Below are 17,367 nucleotides of genomic sequence, written 5' to 3'. Positions count from 1 at the left end.
ACACAATTGTCAGAAGCTGACGAATTTCCCTGTGGCGAGTGGGCGGGAGTCCAATTCAATCGAAAAACTAAAGAAACACAACAGAGAACGGCGCCCACTCCCCCCAGCAAATGGCACTGCAACCGTGTGAATCCCCTTGAGTACTGTGGCGTTGACCGATTTATGAGGTATCGCTATCATGCGCAAAACCTACCGACCGGTAGGCTGCTTTTTATGGCTGGAGACTATATGAATTCGCAACCCACCCCCAGGGTCGCCCTGAGGCTGGCTATTGGCCTGGGACTGATCGGCGCCCTCGGCCCATCGGCTGTCGATATGTACCTGTCGAGCCTTCCCGAGATTGCCCGCGAATATCAGAGCAGCTTCGCCAGCGTGCAGTTGACGCTGACGTTCTTCCTCCTGGCCATGGGCGCCGGCCAGTTGATCTTCGGGCCTATCGTCGACGCCTACGGACGCCGCCGGCCCCTACTGGCCGGCCTTGTGGTGTTTACCTTGTGCTCATTGGGCGCAGCATGGGCTCCGACGCTTGAGACGCTGATCGCCCTACGCTTCGTCCAGGGGCTTGGCAGCGCCCTGACGCTGGTGGTGATCATGAGTATGGTCCGCGACGTCAGCGAAGGCGTGGCCGCGACCAAGCTCTTCGCATTGCTGATGACCATCGAAGGCGTCGCGCCTATCTTCGCCCCGGCACTGGGCGGGGTCATCGACACTCACTACGGCTGGCGTGCGGTGATGCTGGTGCTCGCTGCATTTGGCTTGGCGGTACTGGGCAACAGCTGGCTGTCGCTGCCGGAAACCCTGGCCGTCAGCCAAAGGGAGCCCTTGCGCCTGGGCGCTGCCTGCCGCACTTACCTGACGATTGCCAGGGACCGGCATTTCCTGCGCCCGACCCTGGCCGTGGCCGCCGTGTTCTTCTTTCTGTTTGCCTACATCGGCGGCGCGACCCTGGTCTACCAGCAGACCTACGGCCTGAGCCCGCAAGCCTTTGGCATGCTGTTCGGGGTCACGGGTGTAGCCATCTTGATCGGAGCGATGAGCGCCGGCAAACTGGTCAGTCGGCTAGGCTTGGGCCGCCTGTCGCTGATCGGCGTGTCATGCATGGCCGGTGGCTCGGCAATCGCGATGGCATCCACCCTGACCGACCTGGGTCTGCCCGGTATAGTGGCGGGCATGGCCCTTGCCCTGTTTGGCCTGGGCATCGCCGAATCCACACTGATGTCGCTGGTGATGTCCTCGCAAAAGCGCGCGCTGGGATCCACCGCTGCACTGCTGGGCGCGTTCCAACTGTCCGTTTCCGCGAGCGCGACGCCACTCTCTGCATTGGCGCTGACCTATGGACCGGTGGCTTGGGCAACACTGCTGCTGGCCAGTGCATTGCTGACCTGCCTGCTGACGACCATCAGCCTGCCCCGGGGGGCGGGCGAAACCTTTGACCTGGCCGGGCACTGATTAAGGAAAAACGATATGACATCCACCACCCTGACCTCGGCAGCCGAACGCATCGCGTATCTGGCACTGGACCAATTTGCCGAGCATGGTTATGACGCCGCGTCGCTGAATGATATCGCCGTGCGCGCAGGCATCAAAAAGGCCTCGCTGTACGCGCATTTTGCGAGCAAGGACGCGCTGTACGTGGTCGCACTCGAACTCGCACTGCGCGCCGAACTGGACTACGTGCAAAGCCAATTTGCGAAAAACTCACGATCGATCAAGGCCCCCGGCGAGGTCTATATCGACAACCTGCAACGCCGCTACAACCAGAATGAATCCCTGCGATTTTTGCTCAGGGCCGCATTTTATCCACCGACGCCGCTGAGGGACGTGGTCATGTCCGGGTTCAATGACTACATGGCCACGATCCGCAGTCACTTTCACAAAGGCTTACTTAAAGCCTATCCAGGCGTAGAGGACCAGGCCAGTGAAGTGCTGGCAGAGGCCTATCTGGTGACGATCGACAGCCTGCATGTCGAGCTGATCTATGGTGATGCAAAGGCCTATTCCCGCCGCCTGGATGCACTGCAACGATTGTCGCAGGCGGTCGGCTACGAAGAGATCATTCGACGGTTGCGCGGATAAATGCCGGGGTTGGCTTGGCGAACATCTCGCACAAGCCCTCTCGGTTTACTTGTTCACCCGCCTATCTCTTTCAACGCGTATCGAATGGCACTGGGGGCACAACAGCCCCAACCGCACCGCGCGCGTGAAGCGATGCTCGCACTTCTTGCAGCGGAAGAAATACGGCGGACCGTCGACAAAACCGCTCATGACTGTTTCTTTTTCAGGACCATTTTTCCGGCCTCGAAAGAGATCTCCTCATAACCCTTGAACAGGGCAATGATCAGCCCGAGCCCCAATGACGCTGCTGTAATAATGGCCGCGACTTCAAGCCCAGTCAGCGTGGCGATAGGCACAGCCGCTGCCATCGAAAGACCACCCGTAAAGGGCACAGCCGCCAATGCAGTGGCCAACAGCCCAACCGTGATCGTCCCCGCTACCGCGATCTTCTTGGACGATTTGAGCTTGTTCGCAAGCTCACCTTCAACCGTGATCTGCTCGTACCCGGCATTCTTGGCAGATTCAAGTTCCGTTTTGGTTCTCACCGTGATGACGCGCATGCCACTTTCCTATTCAAGTGCTTTAAACCTGAATGATCGCACAATGCCATGCGTTAAACTGCAGCCACCGGCCCTGCCTGGTGCCAGCCTGGTTGACGCGCAGGCGAATCGCCTACCCGCACCTGCAAATGTAGATCACTGATATAGCGAGCTTTTTTCCAAAGCCGACACACGCGATCAAGTCGAAAAAGAGCGCATGCAAACTTGCGCCACGGTGCCTTGATCTATATATTCCCTAGCCTGCTGCACCGCTCAAGCGCTTTGCCAAGCAAAGCCCATTGAGTCGCTTCACCGCGCTACCGCCCGAATGGCGAAACTGGTAGACGCATGGGACTTAAAATCCCCCGCTCGTAAGGGCGTCCCGGTTCGATTCCGGGTTCGGGCACCATAGATATCAAGGGCTTGCATGATGAACTTCATGCAGGCCCTTATCTTTTCTGTTCCGCAATTTTACAAGCTGTTCCGCAATTCTCTTCCCGGCGTCCTGCCGAACGAACACAATCCACCACCAAGCAACCCAACTGCTACGCTGTTCACTCCAAGGAGGAACACCGATGCCGAACTCTGACCTGCTCCCTTCCCTGCTGTCCAAAATCAACGAAAACCAACTCGCCCTTGAGGCGGCCATCATGGAGCTTACGAACTGGGTTGAGCAGCAGGGCGGCACCGAAATCGCCGACAACGTTCGCGGCGCGTTGGACACCATCGACCGCAACGAAGAGTTCATCAAGCTAACCTTGGCCGTTCTCAACGCTCCCTGACTGATCGTCGGGAACACCAGCAGTTCGTCGCCTCGCAACCTCAGTCCGCACAATTCTCGATTACTGTATGAATATACAGCTTTCGGATTCTCCAACCATGAACATCGATGAAGACACCTGCGAGTGGCTTGGATGCCCCACGCCTCTCGAAATGCACAAGCAACACGCCCTGCTCCTAGAGAACGAGATTCAGGAACTGCAACTGCAGCTTCGCAAAGCCAGAGAGGACATCTACGGCTTGGTGCGAATGCACGCTGAGTTATCTACCGAGCGCGACAAGCTTCGGGCAGAGCTCAAGGCGTCCGATAGCGCTCTTTCTAGCTGCAATACAGACCTGGGTTTTGTCACAAGCAAGCTCAATTCACTTGAATGGGCGCTTGCGCGGGCTACAAACGGGGCCTGGGGAAGCACCCCCATGAAGATTCTGCCGAGTGATCTAAGCTGAAGTTTCTACAGAGGGCTTGCCGATGTGCGGAAGACTTTCACAGTACAGCGGAATTCATGACTTCGTTGCGGTACTGAGCATGCCCAACGCCCTGGCAAACTCAGTGGGTGAGGCACCGCTTGAGCATTACAACGTAGCACCAACCACCCAGGTCGCCCTGCTCCACCAGCAGGATGAAACCCTGCACGCAGATCTGGTGCGGTGGGGTTGGCGACCACACTGGGCCAAGGACCGTGCTGCGGCGATAAACGCTCGAGTCGAAAAAGTGGCCCATGGCCCATTCTTCCGGACGATCTGGCCACACCGGGCAATCACGCCCGTGGACAACTGGTTTGAATGGGTTGATGAAGGCGGGCCAAAGAGACAGCCCTACCTGATCCGCCGGCGGGATGGCGCGCCTGTGCTGTGCGCGGCCATAGGCCACCTACCCGACGCAGATGAAGGCCAAGGCGAGCATGACGGCTTTGTGATCATCACCGCCGACAGCGCCGGCGGCATGGTGGACATTCACGACCGGCGGCCCGTGGTGCTGACGCCCGAACTGGCCCGGGAATGGCTGGACCCGGCCACGCCCAAGGAGCGTGCCGAGCAGATGGTGTTGCACCAAGGTGAACCGGCCGAGGCTTTCGAGTGGTTCAAGGTCGATACGGCCGTGGGCAACGTAAGGAACAAAGGCCCGGGGCTGATAAAGCGCCTGGCCTAGAAAAGCCCGCCGAGGTCAGAGGGCTTCCAATTCATTATCACCAACTCCCCGCTCACCTCGGCCTTCCCTTGCCGCTGATTCGTCGTGGAATAGCGAATATCCACAGTTTCAAAGTGGAACCCCTCAAATACCCGCCGTATGTCCGGATGGTCATTGATGCTGACCATCACCTTTCCTTTGCAGCGCCGCATGAAGTCAGCCATCCGTTCATAGTTTTCAAACGGAAAGTCCACACCGTAACCGGCGGTCTGCCAATAAGGCGGATCCATGTAATGGAAGGTGTGAGGCCGGTCGTAACGTTCGGCACATTCAAGCCAGCCGAGGTTTTCAACATAGGTTCCGGAAAGACGCTGCCACGCGGCTGACAAGTTCTCCTCGATCCGGAGCAGGTTGATAGCTGGGCCCGTCGTCGCTGTGCCAAAGGTCTGTCCGCTGACCTTGCCCGCAAATGCGTGGTGCTGCAGGTAGAAAAACCGCGCAGCCCGCTGAATGTCGGTGAGCGTTTCAGGCCTGGTCATCTTCTGCCACTCAAATACCTGGCGCGAGCTGAGCGCCCATTTGAACTGGCGCACGAACTCCTCCAGGTGGTTCTGCACGACCCGGTACAACGTCACCAGGTCGCCATTGATATCGTTAAGAACTTCGACTGGTGCAGCCTGAGGGCGCATGAAGTAAAGCGCAGCGCCACCAGCAAACACTTCAACGTAGCATTCGTGCGGTGGAAACAGTGGAATAAGGCGGTCAGCCAGACGACGTTTGCCGCCCATCCATGGAACGATTGGGTTTGTCATTTTTGCAATCCTTTGCAAATGGGGTGTTTGTTGGGGGCATGTTAATTTTTTCGACCGGGAATGTAGGTCAGGGCGCAATGGCCCTGACGTACGCCTGGCACGCCCGCAGCGCGATCAATCCTTGGTCGCCGGCATCGGTGATGGCGACAATTCGTTGAGCATGCGCTGGGTCAAGTTGGGCTCGACGGGCTGCATGAACCACGCCGACGGCGCCGGAGGCGGGAGGCACGTTGCAGCCACTGGCTGAATCCGTGGCGTCGAGAAGGACTGACAGCCGCAAATCAGTAGTAGCAAGGCGGTCAAGCAGGCGGGCCTGGTTGCGTTGAGCATCGGAAAGTTCTCGGGTGTGTTGTTGATCGGAGGTGGCCAGCGTCTTCTCCAGGGCCTGGCGCCTACCCTGCTCTTCGCTCACCTGCTTGGCGGCCGCGGCACTGACACCGTCCAGTTCGCCCTGGTGCAGGCCGTCCTGCTCGGCCAACTTCTTGCCCATCCGCCATTCCTGAACCTGCCAGGTGACGCCGGCGGCGCTGGCCATCAGCACCAGGGTCAGCACCACCAGCCCGGCCAGCTTCTGTACGGGCGTCATCACGGCACATCCTTGAAGAAGACGTGATGCCCGAGGCGCAGCGTTTGCTTGGCCTTCGCCGCCCAGGCCGGGGCCTTGGGCATGGTGGTTGCGTAGTAGTGCGTGGCCCCGCCGGTTGGATCCGGTACCGCGCCGGCCATCACCTGGTCAGCAGCGCGCTGGGCCTGGGCGAACTGCGCGGCCGGGATCGGCTTCGCACCGCTCAGGTAGGCGTAGTTCGGGTCGTTCTGGTTCCAGCAGCTGAACTGCCAGGGTTTCAGGCACACGCCGGCGTAGCCCTCGCCCCACCAGGACTTGGCCTTGCGGTCGAACACGCGGTTGCGGATGGTCCAGGCCACGGCGATCTGGCCGTCCAGGCCCTCGCCACGGGCTTCACCCCACAGCGTGCGGGCCAGGACGTCCCGGTCTTTTTCGGAAGTGGTCATGCTTTTCTCCAGGCAAAAATAAACCCGCTCGATGGCGGGTGTCGTTACTCGGTCGCAGATCAGTCGCCGGATGGCTCAACCACGGGCAGCGGGTAGCGCGCCTTGATAGCCGCAACCGACGCCAGCCATGTGGTGTAGTCGGGCGTGAGGCCCTGGCTCAGGGCGTCGTAGTCGGCTTCGAGGCGAAGGGGGTCCGACTCTGCCAGATAAGCAGATCGTCGAGAGGCAAGAGCAGCATCGTGAGCTTCTTGGTCTTTTGCAGCCTGCAGTTGGCCGGCAGTTTTCATCTGGCTGAAATCAATATTCATTGGGGGATACTCACGGTTCCGTCAGGCGGGCTGACAATATCGAACGGATAGTTGGCGGCATCGGTAGCATCCGGCCCACACGGCAAGAGCAAAGTTAGAATCAGTTCGCCTCCCGTTCGAGTGATGTCCCCAATTATGAATTCGCAGTCAACGGCAGACGCTGGCAGCGTTGCCCCCTCAGGTACGGCTCGAAAGTCGAAGCGCTCCCCGTTGATAATGAGAACATCGCCTCGCTTGCTAACGGCCAGCGTGTCATCTCGACGCTGCGGCGAAAACTTAATGAGCATTAGAACCACCTCCCGATCGCAACGTAGCCTGGCCAGATCGCAGAGTTGGCCGCATGGCCGTAAATGGCTATCTGACATGTAGTTTTCGTTCCTGAGAAAGGAACTCCCCAGCCGCGTGCGGCTCCCGCAGCACCGTTACCGGGATGGTCAAACAGACTCGAATCAATGACACGGGGGAAAGTGGAAAACACTGCCGGGAAGGTGAAAGACGCTGTTGAACTGGCGATGTAAAGGGCTCCGGCCGCGTTAGGAGTTGTGAAATACAGCGGTGAAATCCCCCAACAAATCATAGTGCCATCTGCGAACTTGACGTACTCGCCATTTGAATTACCACCACGCTCAATTATTGCGCCCACTGGTGTACCGCCTGACTGCGAGACAGTTCCGACGATTGGCGCAACAGCGGCCGAACCAAGACCCAGGTTGGATCGAGCGGCAGCCGAAGTTTCTGCGCCAGTGCCACCTTTCGTCACCGGCACGATGTTCTCCGTCGACACAGCACCCAGTCCTGCAAGCGTGGCGCCCCACTGCTGGATAATGCCGCCGGCCGCAATCGCCAGGTCACGCTGATAGCCCTGCACCGGAATCAGCGCGTAGCTCGCGTTCGATACCGTGGCGCTGCGGTACTCAGGACTGATCGAAAGCGTGGTAGCGCTGGGCACGTTGGTGACTTCGTACCACTGGCCGTCCGGGCCGATGAATGCATCACCCACCAGGGAGTTTGCGGCGAAGTCGGTACCGACCCCAGTGACGCTTGTCTGTCCCGCGACAACGTTCACTTTTCCTGCTTTGTACCAACCCATATTTATCTCCAGACAAAAAAACACCCGCACTGAGCGGGTCGTGGACGTTCAAGAAAATCAATTAAACGGAAATGGGAGGCCGCCAGTTTTTATAACAAGTGCAGACGGTCGCCGATCAACAGGAAGAGAGTGATAGCCAATAGACGCAGTGCCATCGGCCGGCCAGTTCTGACTCGTAGTCCTACCCGGCGAGGCAAACATAAATGAGATCCCACCAGACCTCCCGAAAGCCCCTTCAGCCATACCGTAAGTGGTTGTATAGGCGCCTGGGATTGTGTCCGGATCAACGATGCCGCACGATCTGCTCCACGGGAGGAAAGCCGCGTACTCAACGCCACTGTCGATACTGATGTCGACAAGGCTGTGCACAGAGGCTGAGCCCGATGTGGACTGGTAGGAAATCCGCTCATTTCTTCCGCCAAGGTAGGTGGTGGCCGGTCGCCCGTATCTGTCCAGAACCCCACGATCTGGAGCAATGATCGAAGAAACAACGTTCAGCGGTATTTGGTTGGAGTTAAAGGTTAAGACATTGCTCGCCTCCCTAGTTTTTAAATAAGGGCCCGGCAGGCCGTCATCCCTCATCAAATCAAAACAGTAGTATTTGGTCGATGCGCTGGCTCCGGCGAACAGGTAGGTCCAGGTGTTCCCGCTGACCTTTAAACCAGTAACCACTCCTCGACCACTCAAGAAAACTATCGGAGCGACCGGACTGGCAATTGAAAACCCAAACTGGTCGTCACCCGGAATCCCTTGCTCAACCCAGCTACTACCAATATTTGGATCGACGTTTACTCCTCTCAACCTCAATCGACGCCAGTTCTCCACATATGACAAGTACCCAGTCTTTACGAGACCGTAACTAATCTTAGTTGTTTCATAAAGAAGACTGGAATCACTTAGCCTAACAACAAGATCTGCCATATCTAATAGTACCCGTAAGAGATACGGCAATTGGCCGAGAAAAATCCCCAGCCAGCCGTGTTATATGAATAGGCCCAAGACAGAGTGGTTCCAACAAGAGTAACGCCGGGCCTCTTCCCTTTTTCCACCTGCAAATCAACGAGCGGGCAAACGGAAAAGAACAAGTGCCGACCTGGCGGCGCAGCCGGGATCTGAATAGATCCATTCTGCCCGCCAGTCTCAACACTGCCGGTCTCCTGACTGATGAAGCTGGTCATATCAACCTTGATGAGGCCAGAGTTTTTGTCCCTTATCACTAGTCCTACCATGTCAAAGACTCAGGTCGATGCCATCAACACCGTTGGCATAAGTGAATTTAAGCCCGTCACTGTTGAGCAGCGAGGTGTTACCGTTCTTGCTGCCACGGAATACGAACTTGCCTGTTTCCATATTCAGCTCGATTAGCGGCTGCCCATTGGCATCGACAGCAGCTGAACGCAGCACCATGCCTAGAATGATCTCCTGAATGAACGCCTTGCTGATGATGGCCTGGTTCAGTACTACCTGATTACCCTCCACCACAAACATCGGAACAAGTTGGCCGCTTACCTCATCCACCACTGCAAATCGCTGAGCAAAGATCAGGAATTCCGCTTGCTCTCCGTCAGAACCAAAAGCAAAACCAGAAGTAACCCTCTTTCCACCCACAATGGTCTGCGCCTTAAGCGTAACCATTGACGAAACACGCCCATCGAGACCTACCAAAGTCTGGTTCACTTGCTGAACCGAGGCGCTGGTCTCGCCGATGTTCGATTGCAGCGTTTCTGTCGTCTTGGCTAGCGCTTCATTGGCCGTTGCCTGGACGCGCTTTTCTGCTGAGAAGCTGGCTGTCGCCTCCCAAGCTTTGACCACGCCGGCCAAGTCAGCTATGCCATCATCGCCACGCACCGCGGCCCGGAGCGATTCATTGCTGGCCGCCAAGGAGGTTACCTTGCCATCAACCTCGGTGACCTTTGTGTCGAGGCCAGTGATAGCCACGGCATTACCGACCACCTTCTCATCGGTCAGCGCCAGATCGCTCTTCAGTTGGTTTACTTGAGTGGCTGCCGTCTCCCTGTTGGTCGCCACCACCTGTTCCAGAACGGTCAGCCCTGACTTGTTCGCCCCCACTTGCGCGTTCATCGTCAGCAGCTGCTGAGCCATGGACTCGCTTTCTGTTGCCCTGGTGCGTTTCTCCAGCGCCAGATCAGCGGTTGACTGCCAGCCTTTGATCACGCCCGCCAGGTTGCCAGCGCCGTCATCGTCGCGAGCTGCTGAACGCAGCGCCTCAATGGATGAAGCGGTGGCCACCACCTTGCCGTCGAGTTCCACAATCTTGGTTTCGATCACCTGAACCTGCGACGCCAAGGCGTTTGCAGTTTCCAGGATGGTGCCGATATCGGACCAGTACGTGGCGTTCGGCGGGCTGGTGTTCACCGGTACCGGGCCTTTCGCCTGGAACAGGTGCTGGTCCAAACGAACGATGTCCCCCTTCGCATACGGCTTGGCAGGGTCATAGGCCAGGGCATCCGTAACCTGGTTGATCAGCTCTTCCAGCTCCTGCTTGGCCTGCTCCAGGCGCTCATTGACCGACCCAGGCCCATCGCCCGTAATCAGCTCGATCTCTTCGCGCAGGTTTTGGTACAGCGCCCCTTTGCCGATCTTGTCGGCAAAGTACTTCTCATAGTCGCTCTGGTCCGAACTGGCCTGGCCATTGACCGCGCCAGGGATCGGGAAGAACGGCCCGACGTTGCCGGTACGATCCACCAGGCGCGCCCAGAAAAACAGGCTCGCCCCCGCCAGCAGGCTGTGCATTTCATGCTTGGCCTGCGGGTAACTGAAGTCGCTCAGCTTGATCGCCGTCGTCAGGTCCGGCGACTCGCTGTACCAGACCTCTGTGCGCTGGGTGTCTTCTGCACCTGGTGGAAAGCCCCACTGGATGCCGATGCCGTAGACCAGGCTGGTGGTGGTCAGGAACGCCACCGCCGGCGGTAGGCCAACCTTGCCTTCCAGGTTGGTCAGGTTTGAGCTCTTCCAAATCGAAGAGATCTCAAATGCGCTCACTGAACGTACCCGGGCCAGATAGGCGCCCGAGTAGATGCCCGTAACGTCCACGCTCGTCGAGCCAGTGCGCTGCAGCTTGATCCAGTTGCCGCTGTCCTTGCGCCACTCCACGTCATAGGCGACAGCGCCAGCAACGGCGGGCCAGGAGATGTTCATGGTGCTGATGGCCAGGCCCTGGTCCACGGAGTAATTCGACGTGATGTCGACGCTCGCCGGCGCCGGAACGACGGTGATCGGCACAACGCTGATCGGGCGATCTTCAAGGCGCGCGCCGGTGTCGATGTGTGCGAACTTGCTCGGGTCGTACTCGACGGCCGATATCTCGAACACGCCGGGCTCCGGCCGGGCCACGCTTACCACCCTGTATAGCGGGATTGCGAGGTCGTCGGCATCCAGCGCCCACACCAGTTCAGGCTCGGGCGCAACGGAGTAGGCAACGGTCACGGTGACCTGCCGGCCGCTGACCAACTGCACGGTGCGCCCCTCGCACTTGCCGTCGGGCAGGTTGAGGATCAAACGGTCACCGGGCTTGGCCTGGGTATCACGGTCCAACTTGATGACCTTGCCATTCACCGCCGAGATGCGTCCGCCCACCGGCCGCCCAGCAAGCAGTTCGTCAGCGATAGGGATAACGTAGCCAGGCAGCGGGATACGCCCGTCGAGACCAACCTTGAAGGTAACGGCCCGATCCTTGGAGTTCGTCAGCAGCGCCCACTTACCGCGGCGCTGGGCCTCCGACTCGCGGTCACATGCAATAGCACTGATTTCAAGCGGGTTATCGCCGTAGCGACGCTGCAGCTTCTGGTCAGTAACAGAGGTGACATCGGTGTCGTGGTTATTCTCACGGTTGTCGTAGCTGACCAGGGCCCGGCTATAGCGGGTACGCTCCGACGCGCTGGAATATGTGAACTTGCCATCAATAACGTTCGCGCGGGTGTAGGCGAAGTCGAAGTCCGTAGCGCGCGGCATATCCGACAGGGTGAAGACCTGGCCCTGAGCCCAGTAAGTCATGCCCCGATAGATCGCCGAGATATCACGCAGCAGCGACCACGCGTCAGCCTTGCTCTGAAGGTTGAGGTTGCAGATAAAGCGCGGCTCCATGCCACCCTTCCCATCCGGCACCTGCTGGTCGCAATACTGCGAGATGCGGTACAGCTCCCACTTGTCGACCATCCACGGCTTGATGCGGCGGCCCAGGCCGAAGCGGTCGTTCGTGGTGATGCCGTAGGTGTGCCAGACGGGGTTGTCCGTCCAAGCCTCTTTGAAGGTGCCATCCCACACGCCTGTATAGCTGCGAGAGCGCGAGTCGTAGTTGCTTGGAACCTGCCATTTTCGGCCATCACACACGACAGTCACGGCAGGAATGCTGCGGAACTGCTCAGCGGAGAACTCGATGTAAAGTAGCGCGGTATTCGGGTAGCGGATTTTCGCGTCTATCACCTCCGTGAAGCCGGCAATCTGCATCGTGTCGGAGATTTTGTTGTTGTTCTGATTGATCGTCAGTCGCGTGATGCGCATCAGCCAACCGCTGACTGCCTTAGGCAGGTCGATTCGGCGAGTTCGCTCGTACACAGTCGTGGTCTTGCCGTCGACGGCCTCGCTCAGCACCTGCTGGTAGGCGCCGCCGTCGGTGGCGACTTCGACCTTATATTCGATCCGGTAGCCATTGATATTGCCGCTCGTATCCACGGACTGGAGCGCCGGCCAGGCGAAACGTACTCGCACGGCAGAAAGCTGGGTGTTGCTGATCGCTCGAACCCAAGGCGTACCGCTGCGCAGCTCAGTGCTGATCGTCGTTTCGTTCTCGATCGACGGGATGCCTTGGATATAGGTCTGGTCCACTGCCCCGGTGCGCCACTCCCACTTCACGTTCGGGAAGTTCATGTTTCCTTGGGGGTCTTGCAACGGGGTACCGTCGAGGCGAATATCGCGATCCGTAGGTGTGCCTTCAAACTCGCCCTCGCCTACAGCAATCAACATCTTTGCAATGGCCACTGAGCGCAGACTGTCCGGCGCCTCGGTTGGGGTTTTAGGCTTTGCTTCGCCACCCTTGGCGCCGTGGATATCAATTTTTCGTACTGCGCCCATGCTTTCCTCCAGGCAGTAAAAAGCCGCCTCAAGGGCGGCTGCAGTGCTTCACGTGCGGGCTACATCTGGTCTTCGGCGTAAATCGCTGCACTAATGATTGCCCCACCCCAAGGACGTCGTCCCGCGCACAAAGGGACCGGGTTACCGGATGCCGTGGTGTTTTTGGCGCTGCCGAAGGCATAGCCGGGGGTGTTCTCAGGCGCGGCGCTGGTCTTCAAGCCGCCGGCTTGGGGGCTGAGCATTTGAATAACGCCGCCCAGCACCATCGAGCCGCCCATCATGATCAGAGCTGAGCCAAAAGGCGCGCCTGCGCCGAAGGTGCCACCGGTAATGACAAGGCCTACGACAATCAACACTGCTCCGATGATGGTCTGCAGCGCTCCGCCTCGCTTGCTGCCGGTGATGACCGGCGCAATACGAATGTCACCTTCGCCCATAAAGCCAATCTCCTTCTCCGCCAGGTTGGTCTTCCCTCGAAAGACAGCGAACTCAACGCCTCGCGACTTGGCATTCGAAAGGAAGCGTTCGAACCCTGGAAGCTGCACGCAAAGAGCCTTGATTGCTTCAGCAGGCGTCCTCACGGCCATACGGAAAGACCTGCCAAACTGGCGAAGTTGGCCATAGAGAAGGATCGTCGTCATGGACTGATAGTTGATGGCAAGTGCCGCCATGTGCTTTTCTCCAGATAATAAAAAGGCCCGCCGAAGCGAGCCTTGAAAAGGTTGTTGTGCTGCTATAGGCAGCCTTGCAGTGCGGTCAGCCTTTTATTGGCGATCCAGTTACCAACCACCACGTAATACTTCGCTTCAGACCCCGCGCCTTTCGGCTGAATATCAACGAAATACTGCGAGCCTTCAGTGAATACCGTGTATCCAGCATCTCGTCCTGGCTGCAGCGTTGCACCAGGAGTGCCGCCGAAGATCGGCTGATTCTGCCATTCGTAGTGAACGCACTTGGCCAGCGCCGCGTCGGTTTTCTTCGAAATCAACACTTTGTACGGACCATCCTGACGCGCCTCATTCATCGTCGGTGCCATACACCCCGCCAGCATCGCCACCGATACCGCCGCTATCAAAATCCGCATGTCGTTCCCTCTTTGGTTTGGCGGGACTGTAGCACTACGAATCGGTCGCGTGGAATCCAGCCTTACTTAAGAGACTGATTCATATTTTCGAGAGCGTTTAACACGTTTCTCGTGACCCCTTTGTCAATGGCGTCGTTGGATGACTGCGAAAGAGTATCTACGGCATTTTTTGCGGCCTTTTGTCCTTCTTTTGAACTACCACTCACTTGAGTGACCGTCTGTGCCGTAACTTGCTTTACTACCGATTGTTGCTCCGCATTTGATGCGCCTGCTGGCATGGACTGAGATATCGCAACTCCCGCCGCCTGTCCCGCTTCAGCGCTTTGTGTGGCAAGCGCTACAGCAGTAGAGCCAGCAGCGACCGCGGCGGCAGTTGCGCCATCAACTGACGTGCCTGCTCCTGATAATGGCGTCTGTGCAGGCTTGGTGGAACCGCCGGGTTCAAGTGTCTTTTCTGTGGGCCCAATCTTTCCTCTGCTTGCCGCCAGCTCAGATTCTATAAGGGGGGCCGCCACTTTTCCTGCGTTTATCAGAGAGTCAATATACTGAGTTGCTGTCATTTTTGGATCATTAGCAAAAGCCATGCAAAGGCCTGACGACATCGCTTCGTATAGCATCAATCCTTGTGTTTTTTGCGACACGTTGGCAACGGTTTTCGCGGCGCTTTCAGCAAATGAATTTTTCGCCGAGGGGTCACCTGCCTGCGTTTTCAACGCTACGGAAAGTGAATTGCTCAAACTTGCACTGATGTTTTCCGCCACTCCAGCGGGCGGTTCGCCACACGTCCGATCAGTGGCGTTGTTTATGATAAATATCCTACGGTCGGCAGTTGTAGTTAGAGCTGTGAACGCTGACTTCTCGTTAACCGAAGTCACAATCGCAGGGTCGGTCATTCGATCGGTTGTGCAAGCTGATAGCAAAAACGTACCTGTCAATACCAAGCTAGTTCTCATGACCGCCTCCGCGATGGCGATATGCCATTTTCACCGAGAATAGTGGGCACTATCAAAATTAGCCAGGCGATAAGACGGATTGGCTCATCGAATCCATCCGAACGAAAATCGACTGTCCAGGCATCCAGCGTGGATGAAATGCCAGTAACAGGGCTTTCGCTTGACGTAGAGCGTTGGCCCTTCTCACAATCGAGAAAGAGTCACGTCAATTTGAAGCCTGGCCCACCGGGCTTTTACTTGCAGCATGTAAGTCGCTGAATCCGCGCAGGGAGCAACCAATGGAAGTATCCAGGACATCTTTACTGATTCGGCGTATCGGCGCCTACGTCATCGATTACGGCACGATTATCCTGATTGGTCTCTGGCTATACCGCCAAGAGGGCCTTCCGCTTGCAGGCTTTGAGCTGATCTTTGTGTACCTGTTTCTCTACCCCCTGTGCGAATGGCTTTTCAAAGGGCGGACTCCAGGAAAGTACGTATTTGGCTTAGTCGTCATCAACGGCGCAGGTGGACCTCCCAACTTTGTCCAGGCCTTCATTCGTGGCCTGACCAGGCACGTAGAGGCGCCCTTGGGGATCATCACGATATTCATCTACGCTCAGTCCGCACGATGCCAGCGGGTTGGCGATATGCTGTCGAGAACCTATGTCATACCCTCAAAAGACTTAGCTGAACTTCGTGAGACGATGCAAAGCTGAGCCTCATTCACAGCTTAGAGGCCGCCGGGATTTTTCATGCCCATGTACACCCCCATCTTTCAGCGCTCGACAGGGATCACAAGGAATGAGTTCAGCAGCAGGAAGCGCTCCACGATCTACTGGCACAGCGATAGCGGTAATAGGCCTCGCTATGGGCCTAGCCGCTGCCGTCTACATAAGCCCTAAAAACGAGTATTTCTTGGGTAATTTTGCATACATGTGGTTACCGCAAGCAGCCGTGCTTGCTTTGGCTCTGGTGTGCAAGGCATCCCGAGAATCACTGGGCGGAATAGCTATAGCATTGGCCCTGTATTTGAGTGTTTTCGCCTTCTGGTTCTCTGGCAAGAACGCTGACTCCATGGCTTGGTTGGGTTATTTCTTCAGCTTCCCTGGAGCCTTAATTGGCGCAGGCTTTGCAATCGTGTGCGAGAAGCTCAAAACGCCCATCGCTCCAATCCTGCAGGCGCTCGGGTGGGTGGTTCTTGGCGTAGCTGTTAACCAGACGGTCATTTGCTCTACTATCTTTTATTGCCTCGGGAATTAGCAGCTCTAGGCGATCATTTGACTGACCAGATGCAAAAAGCCCAGCGCTAAGACGGGCATTTAAGAGAGTCAGGTGTCATCGGTTTCTCTGGTCGATCACTATGGCAGCCGCTTCACCTTTTGCAGTATCCAGCACTTCCTTCAAGCTTTGGTCCATCAGTCCCTGCAGATACGATTTTGCTTGACTGGTTACGCTTTTAGTTTTTTCACTGGACTCATCGATCGGAAAACTATCAACAACGTTAACTTGGTAGTAGCTCTTAAATTCTTCAAATTGCCTCTGGCATCTGAAGTTCGCGGCGTCAGCAATCTCAGTCGGGGATGCTCCTGGGCCAGCATGAGCCCGAGCGTATGCTTCCACGCACTCTCGATACGCAAGGGCTCTGGTAAGAACCTGCACCTTGAGGTCATCAGACGCCATCGCCGCCGAGGCAACGAAATAGGATGCAGCCACCGCTACCGACGCTATCAAAATCCGCATGTCGTCCCCTCTTTGGTTTGGCGGGACTGTAGCACTGAGGGGTAGGATGCAAAAAGCATCGCGCACAACCTCTGCGCATTACAACCGAGCAAGGGAACATGACTCAAACTCTTGAGCTGGAAATCAACGGCACACCTCCGGACCTATTCGGCCTGGTATGCGACTCCTTCATCTGCGAATCATTTGCCTGTGACGGGAAAGTGATCGCCCCGGCGAACGTGAGTCACATTAGTTTCGGTGGTCGGCGGTACCGGGCCTATTTTGATTGCGGCATTATCTTCTGGCGATCGTCCTCAACACCACCGGAACCCTGGAGCGATTCGGAAGAAGGTTGGAATTGCCCACATATCGATGTTGGTGCGCTCGCAGGCGTTGTGGGCGTAGCGTTAAGCGGATACGTCATGGCACCAACCGTCACCGGAAGCGTCATAGCATTTCATTTCGAAAATGGAGTGCAGATCAAGCTAGAGGATTTGAACGATGAAACCCATTTCAACATCCTGTGAATGATGTTCGCCGATTCAGGCGAATCACACTGAAAGCGCGAGTTTGGCCTGGTATTCACTTCATTGAGGGGCGTATGCAAAAAGCCCAGCGCGGGGCTGGGCTCTAATTAACTCACCTTCGACCGTAACGGTTACGATCGCGATCCGTGTCATCCACTCGGTCCCTGTCGGGAGGGGCTGGAGGAAAGGACGGCGGGTGTCTCGGAATCACTCTGCTGCTTGGTGTCCGATTGATATTCATTCCTTCTTCCGAAACCTGCCCCCCCACTACACTAGGTGGTCTAACC

At 57.1% G+C, this 17,367-nt stretch carries 21 protein-coding genes and 1 tRNA gene; 10 read left to right on the top strand and 12 right to left on the bottom strand.

Features of this window, described 5'->3' with window-relative positions; all coding sequences use genetic code 11:
* The first annotated feature begins 228 nt into the window (after positions 1-228).
* Entirely contained in the window at positions 229-1,449 is a 1,221-nt protein-coding gene (locus HBO09_RS22330; protein ID WP_169998843.1) for a multidrug effflux MFS transporter, read from the top strand.
* 15 nt (positions 1,450-1,464) lie between these two features.
* The gene (locus tag HBO09_RS22325) at positions 1,465-2,076 is read left to right on the top strand and encodes a TetR/AcrR family transcriptional regulator (RefSeq protein WP_169998841.1); all 612 of its coding nucleotides are present in this window, start codon (positions 1,465-1,467) and stop codon (positions 2,074-2,076) included.
* A 185-nt stretch (positions 2,077-2,261) separates the two neighbouring features.
* Here HBO09_RS22325 and HBO09_RS22320 read toward each other — a convergent pair whose 3' ends face one another.
* Positions 2,262-2,615, bottom strand: coding sequence for a hypothetical protein (locus HBO09_RS22320; RefSeq protein ID WP_029295077.1), 354 nt, complete (start codon positions 2,613-2,615; stop codon positions 2,262-2,264).
* 301 nt (positions 2,616-2,916) lie between these two features.
* Here HBO09_RS22320 and HBO09_RS22315 point away from each other — a divergent pair.
* The 5 genes from HBO09_RS22315 to HBO09_RS22295 all read left to right on the top strand — a co-directional run bounded on the left by HBO09_RS22315 (position 2,917) and on the right by HBO09_RS22295 (position 4,524).
* Positions 2,917-3,003 (top strand) — tRNA-Leu (locus tag HBO09_RS22315).
* Positions 3,004-3,021: 18 nt separating this feature from the next.
* A complete protein-coding gene (locus HBO09_RS22310) occupies positions 3,022-3,183 on the top strand; it encodes a hypothetical protein (protein ID WP_169998839.1) in 162 nt (53 codons plus the stop codon).
* Positions 3,170-3,376 (top strand): hypothetical protein, encoded by a 207-nt coding sequence (locus HBO09_RS22305; RefSeq protein ID WP_133714824.1) that lies wholly within the window; start codon positions 3,170-3,172, stop codon positions 3,374-3,376. The genes HBO09_RS22310 and HBO09_RS22305 overlap by 14 nt, the downstream gene beginning before the upstream one ends.
* 97 nt (positions 3,377-3,473) lie before the next feature.
* Positions 3,474-3,821, top strand: a complete 348-nt coding sequence (locus HBO09_RS22300) for a hypothetical protein (protein WP_092239207.1) — start codon at positions 3,474-3,476, stop codon at positions 3,819-3,821.
* A 22-nt stretch (positions 3,822-3,843) separates the two neighbouring features.
* Entirely contained in the window at positions 3,844-4,524 is a 681-nt protein-coding gene (locus tag HBO09_RS22295; RefSeq protein WP_169998837.1) for an SOS response-associated peptidase family protein, read from the top strand.
* On the opposite strand, the gene HBO09_RS22290 is transcribed toward HBO09_RS22295, so the two are convergent.
* The 10 genes from HBO09_RS22290 to HBO09_RS22245 form a co-directional block, all read right to left on the bottom strand.
* A complete protein-coding gene (locus tag HBO09_RS22290; RefSeq protein WP_169877897.1) occupies positions 4,521-5,315 on the bottom strand; it encodes a DNA adenine methylase in 795 nt (264 codons plus the stop codon). The two genes, HBO09_RS22295 and HBO09_RS22290, sit on opposite strands and share 4 nt — an antisense overlap.
* A gap of 67 nt (positions 5,316-5,382) precedes the next feature.
* Entirely contained in the window at positions 5,383-5,901 is a 519-nt protein-coding gene (locus tag HBO09_RS22285; RefSeq protein ID WP_169998835.1) for a lysis system i-spanin subunit Rz, read from the bottom strand.
* On the bottom strand, positions 5,901-6,326 hold the full coding sequence (locus HBO09_RS22280; protein WP_169998833.1) for a cell wall hydrolase: 426 nt from the start codon (positions 6,324-6,326) through the stop codon (positions 5,901-5,903). The genes HBO09_RS22285 and HBO09_RS22280 overlap by 1 nt, the downstream gene beginning before the upstream one ends.
* Before the next feature lie 59 nt (positions 6,327-6,385).
* Positions 6,386-6,634 (bottom strand): hypothetical protein, encoded by a 249-nt coding sequence (locus HBO09_RS22275; RefSeq protein ID WP_169998831.1) that lies wholly within the window; start codon positions 6,632-6,634, stop codon positions 6,386-6,388.
* A gap of 286 nt (positions 6,635-6,920) precedes the next feature.
* The gene (locus HBO09_RS22270) at positions 6,921-7,724 is read right to left on the bottom strand and encodes a phage tail protein (RefSeq protein ID WP_169998733.1); all 804 of its coding nucleotides are present in this window, start codon (positions 7,722-7,724) and stop codon (positions 6,921-6,923) included.
* A 57-nt stretch (positions 7,725-7,781) separates the two neighbouring features.
* Positions 7,782-8,645: a hypothetical protein gene (locus tag HBO09_RS22265; protein WP_169998829.1), complete on the bottom strand. Its 864-nt coding sequence runs from the start codon at positions 8,643-8,645 to the stop codon at positions 7,782-7,784.
* 309 nt (positions 8,646-8,954) lie between these two features.
* Positions 8,955-12,815, bottom strand: a complete 3,861-nt coding sequence (locus HBO09_RS22260) for a DUF1983 domain-containing protein (RefSeq protein ID WP_169998827.1) — start codon at positions 12,813-12,815, stop codon at positions 8,955-8,957.
* A gap of 59 nt (positions 12,816-12,874) precedes the next feature.
* Positions 12,875-13,486: a tail assembly protein gene (locus tag HBO09_RS22255; protein ID WP_169998825.1), complete on the bottom strand. Its 612-nt coding sequence runs from the start codon at positions 13,484-13,486 to the stop codon at positions 12,875-12,877.
* A gap of 62 nt (positions 13,487-13,548) precedes the next feature.
* Entirely contained in the window at positions 13,549-13,899 is a 351-nt protein-coding gene (locus HBO09_RS22250) for a hypothetical protein (RefSeq protein ID WP_169998823.1), read from the bottom strand.
* A 62-nt stretch (positions 13,900-13,961) separates the two neighbouring features.
* A complete protein-coding gene (locus tag HBO09_RS22245; protein WP_169998821.1) occupies positions 13,962-14,852 on the bottom strand; it encodes a hypothetical protein in 891 nt (296 codons plus the stop codon).
* Positions 14,853-15,130: 278 nt separating this feature from the next.
* Between HBO09_RS22245 and HBO09_RS22240 the strand changes: the two genes are divergently transcribed.
* Together HBO09_RS22240 and HBO09_RS22235 are read left to right on the top strand one after the other, a co-directional pair.
* Positions 15,131-15,550, top strand: a complete 420-nt coding sequence (locus HBO09_RS22240; RefSeq protein ID WP_169998819.1) for an RDD family protein — start codon at positions 15,131-15,133, stop codon at positions 15,548-15,550.
* 199 nt (positions 15,551-15,749) lie between these two features.
* Positions 15,750-16,094, top strand: a complete 345-nt coding sequence (locus tag HBO09_RS22235; protein WP_169998817.1) for a hypothetical protein — start codon at positions 15,750-15,752, stop codon at positions 16,092-16,094.
* Positions 16,095-16,169: 75 nt separating this feature from the next.
* Here HBO09_RS22235 and HBO09_RS22230 read toward each other — a convergent pair whose 3' ends face one another.
* Positions 16,170-16,574: a hypothetical protein gene (locus HBO09_RS22230; RefSeq protein ID WP_169998815.1), complete on the bottom strand. Its 405-nt coding sequence runs from the start codon at positions 16,572-16,574 to the stop codon at positions 16,170-16,172.
* 98 nt (positions 16,575-16,672) lie between these two features.
* On the opposite strand from HBO09_RS22230, the gene HBO09_RS22225 reads away from it, so the two are divergent.
* On the top strand, positions 16,673-17,080 hold the full coding sequence (locus HBO09_RS22225) for a hypothetical protein (protein ID WP_169998813.1): 408 nt from the start codon (positions 16,673-16,675) through the stop codon (positions 17,078-17,080).
* Positions 17,081-17,367 lie beyond the last annotated feature (287 nt).

This window comes from Pseudomonas sp. WS 5027, from assembly GCF_012985695.1.
Classification (GTDB): Bacteria; Pseudomonadota; Gammaproteobacteria; order Pseudomonadales; family Pseudomonadaceae; genus Aquipseudomonas; species Aquipseudomonas hygromyciniae.
Note: the sequence above shows the minus strand (reverse complement) of the source record. Positions and strands in the feature narration are given on the sequence as shown.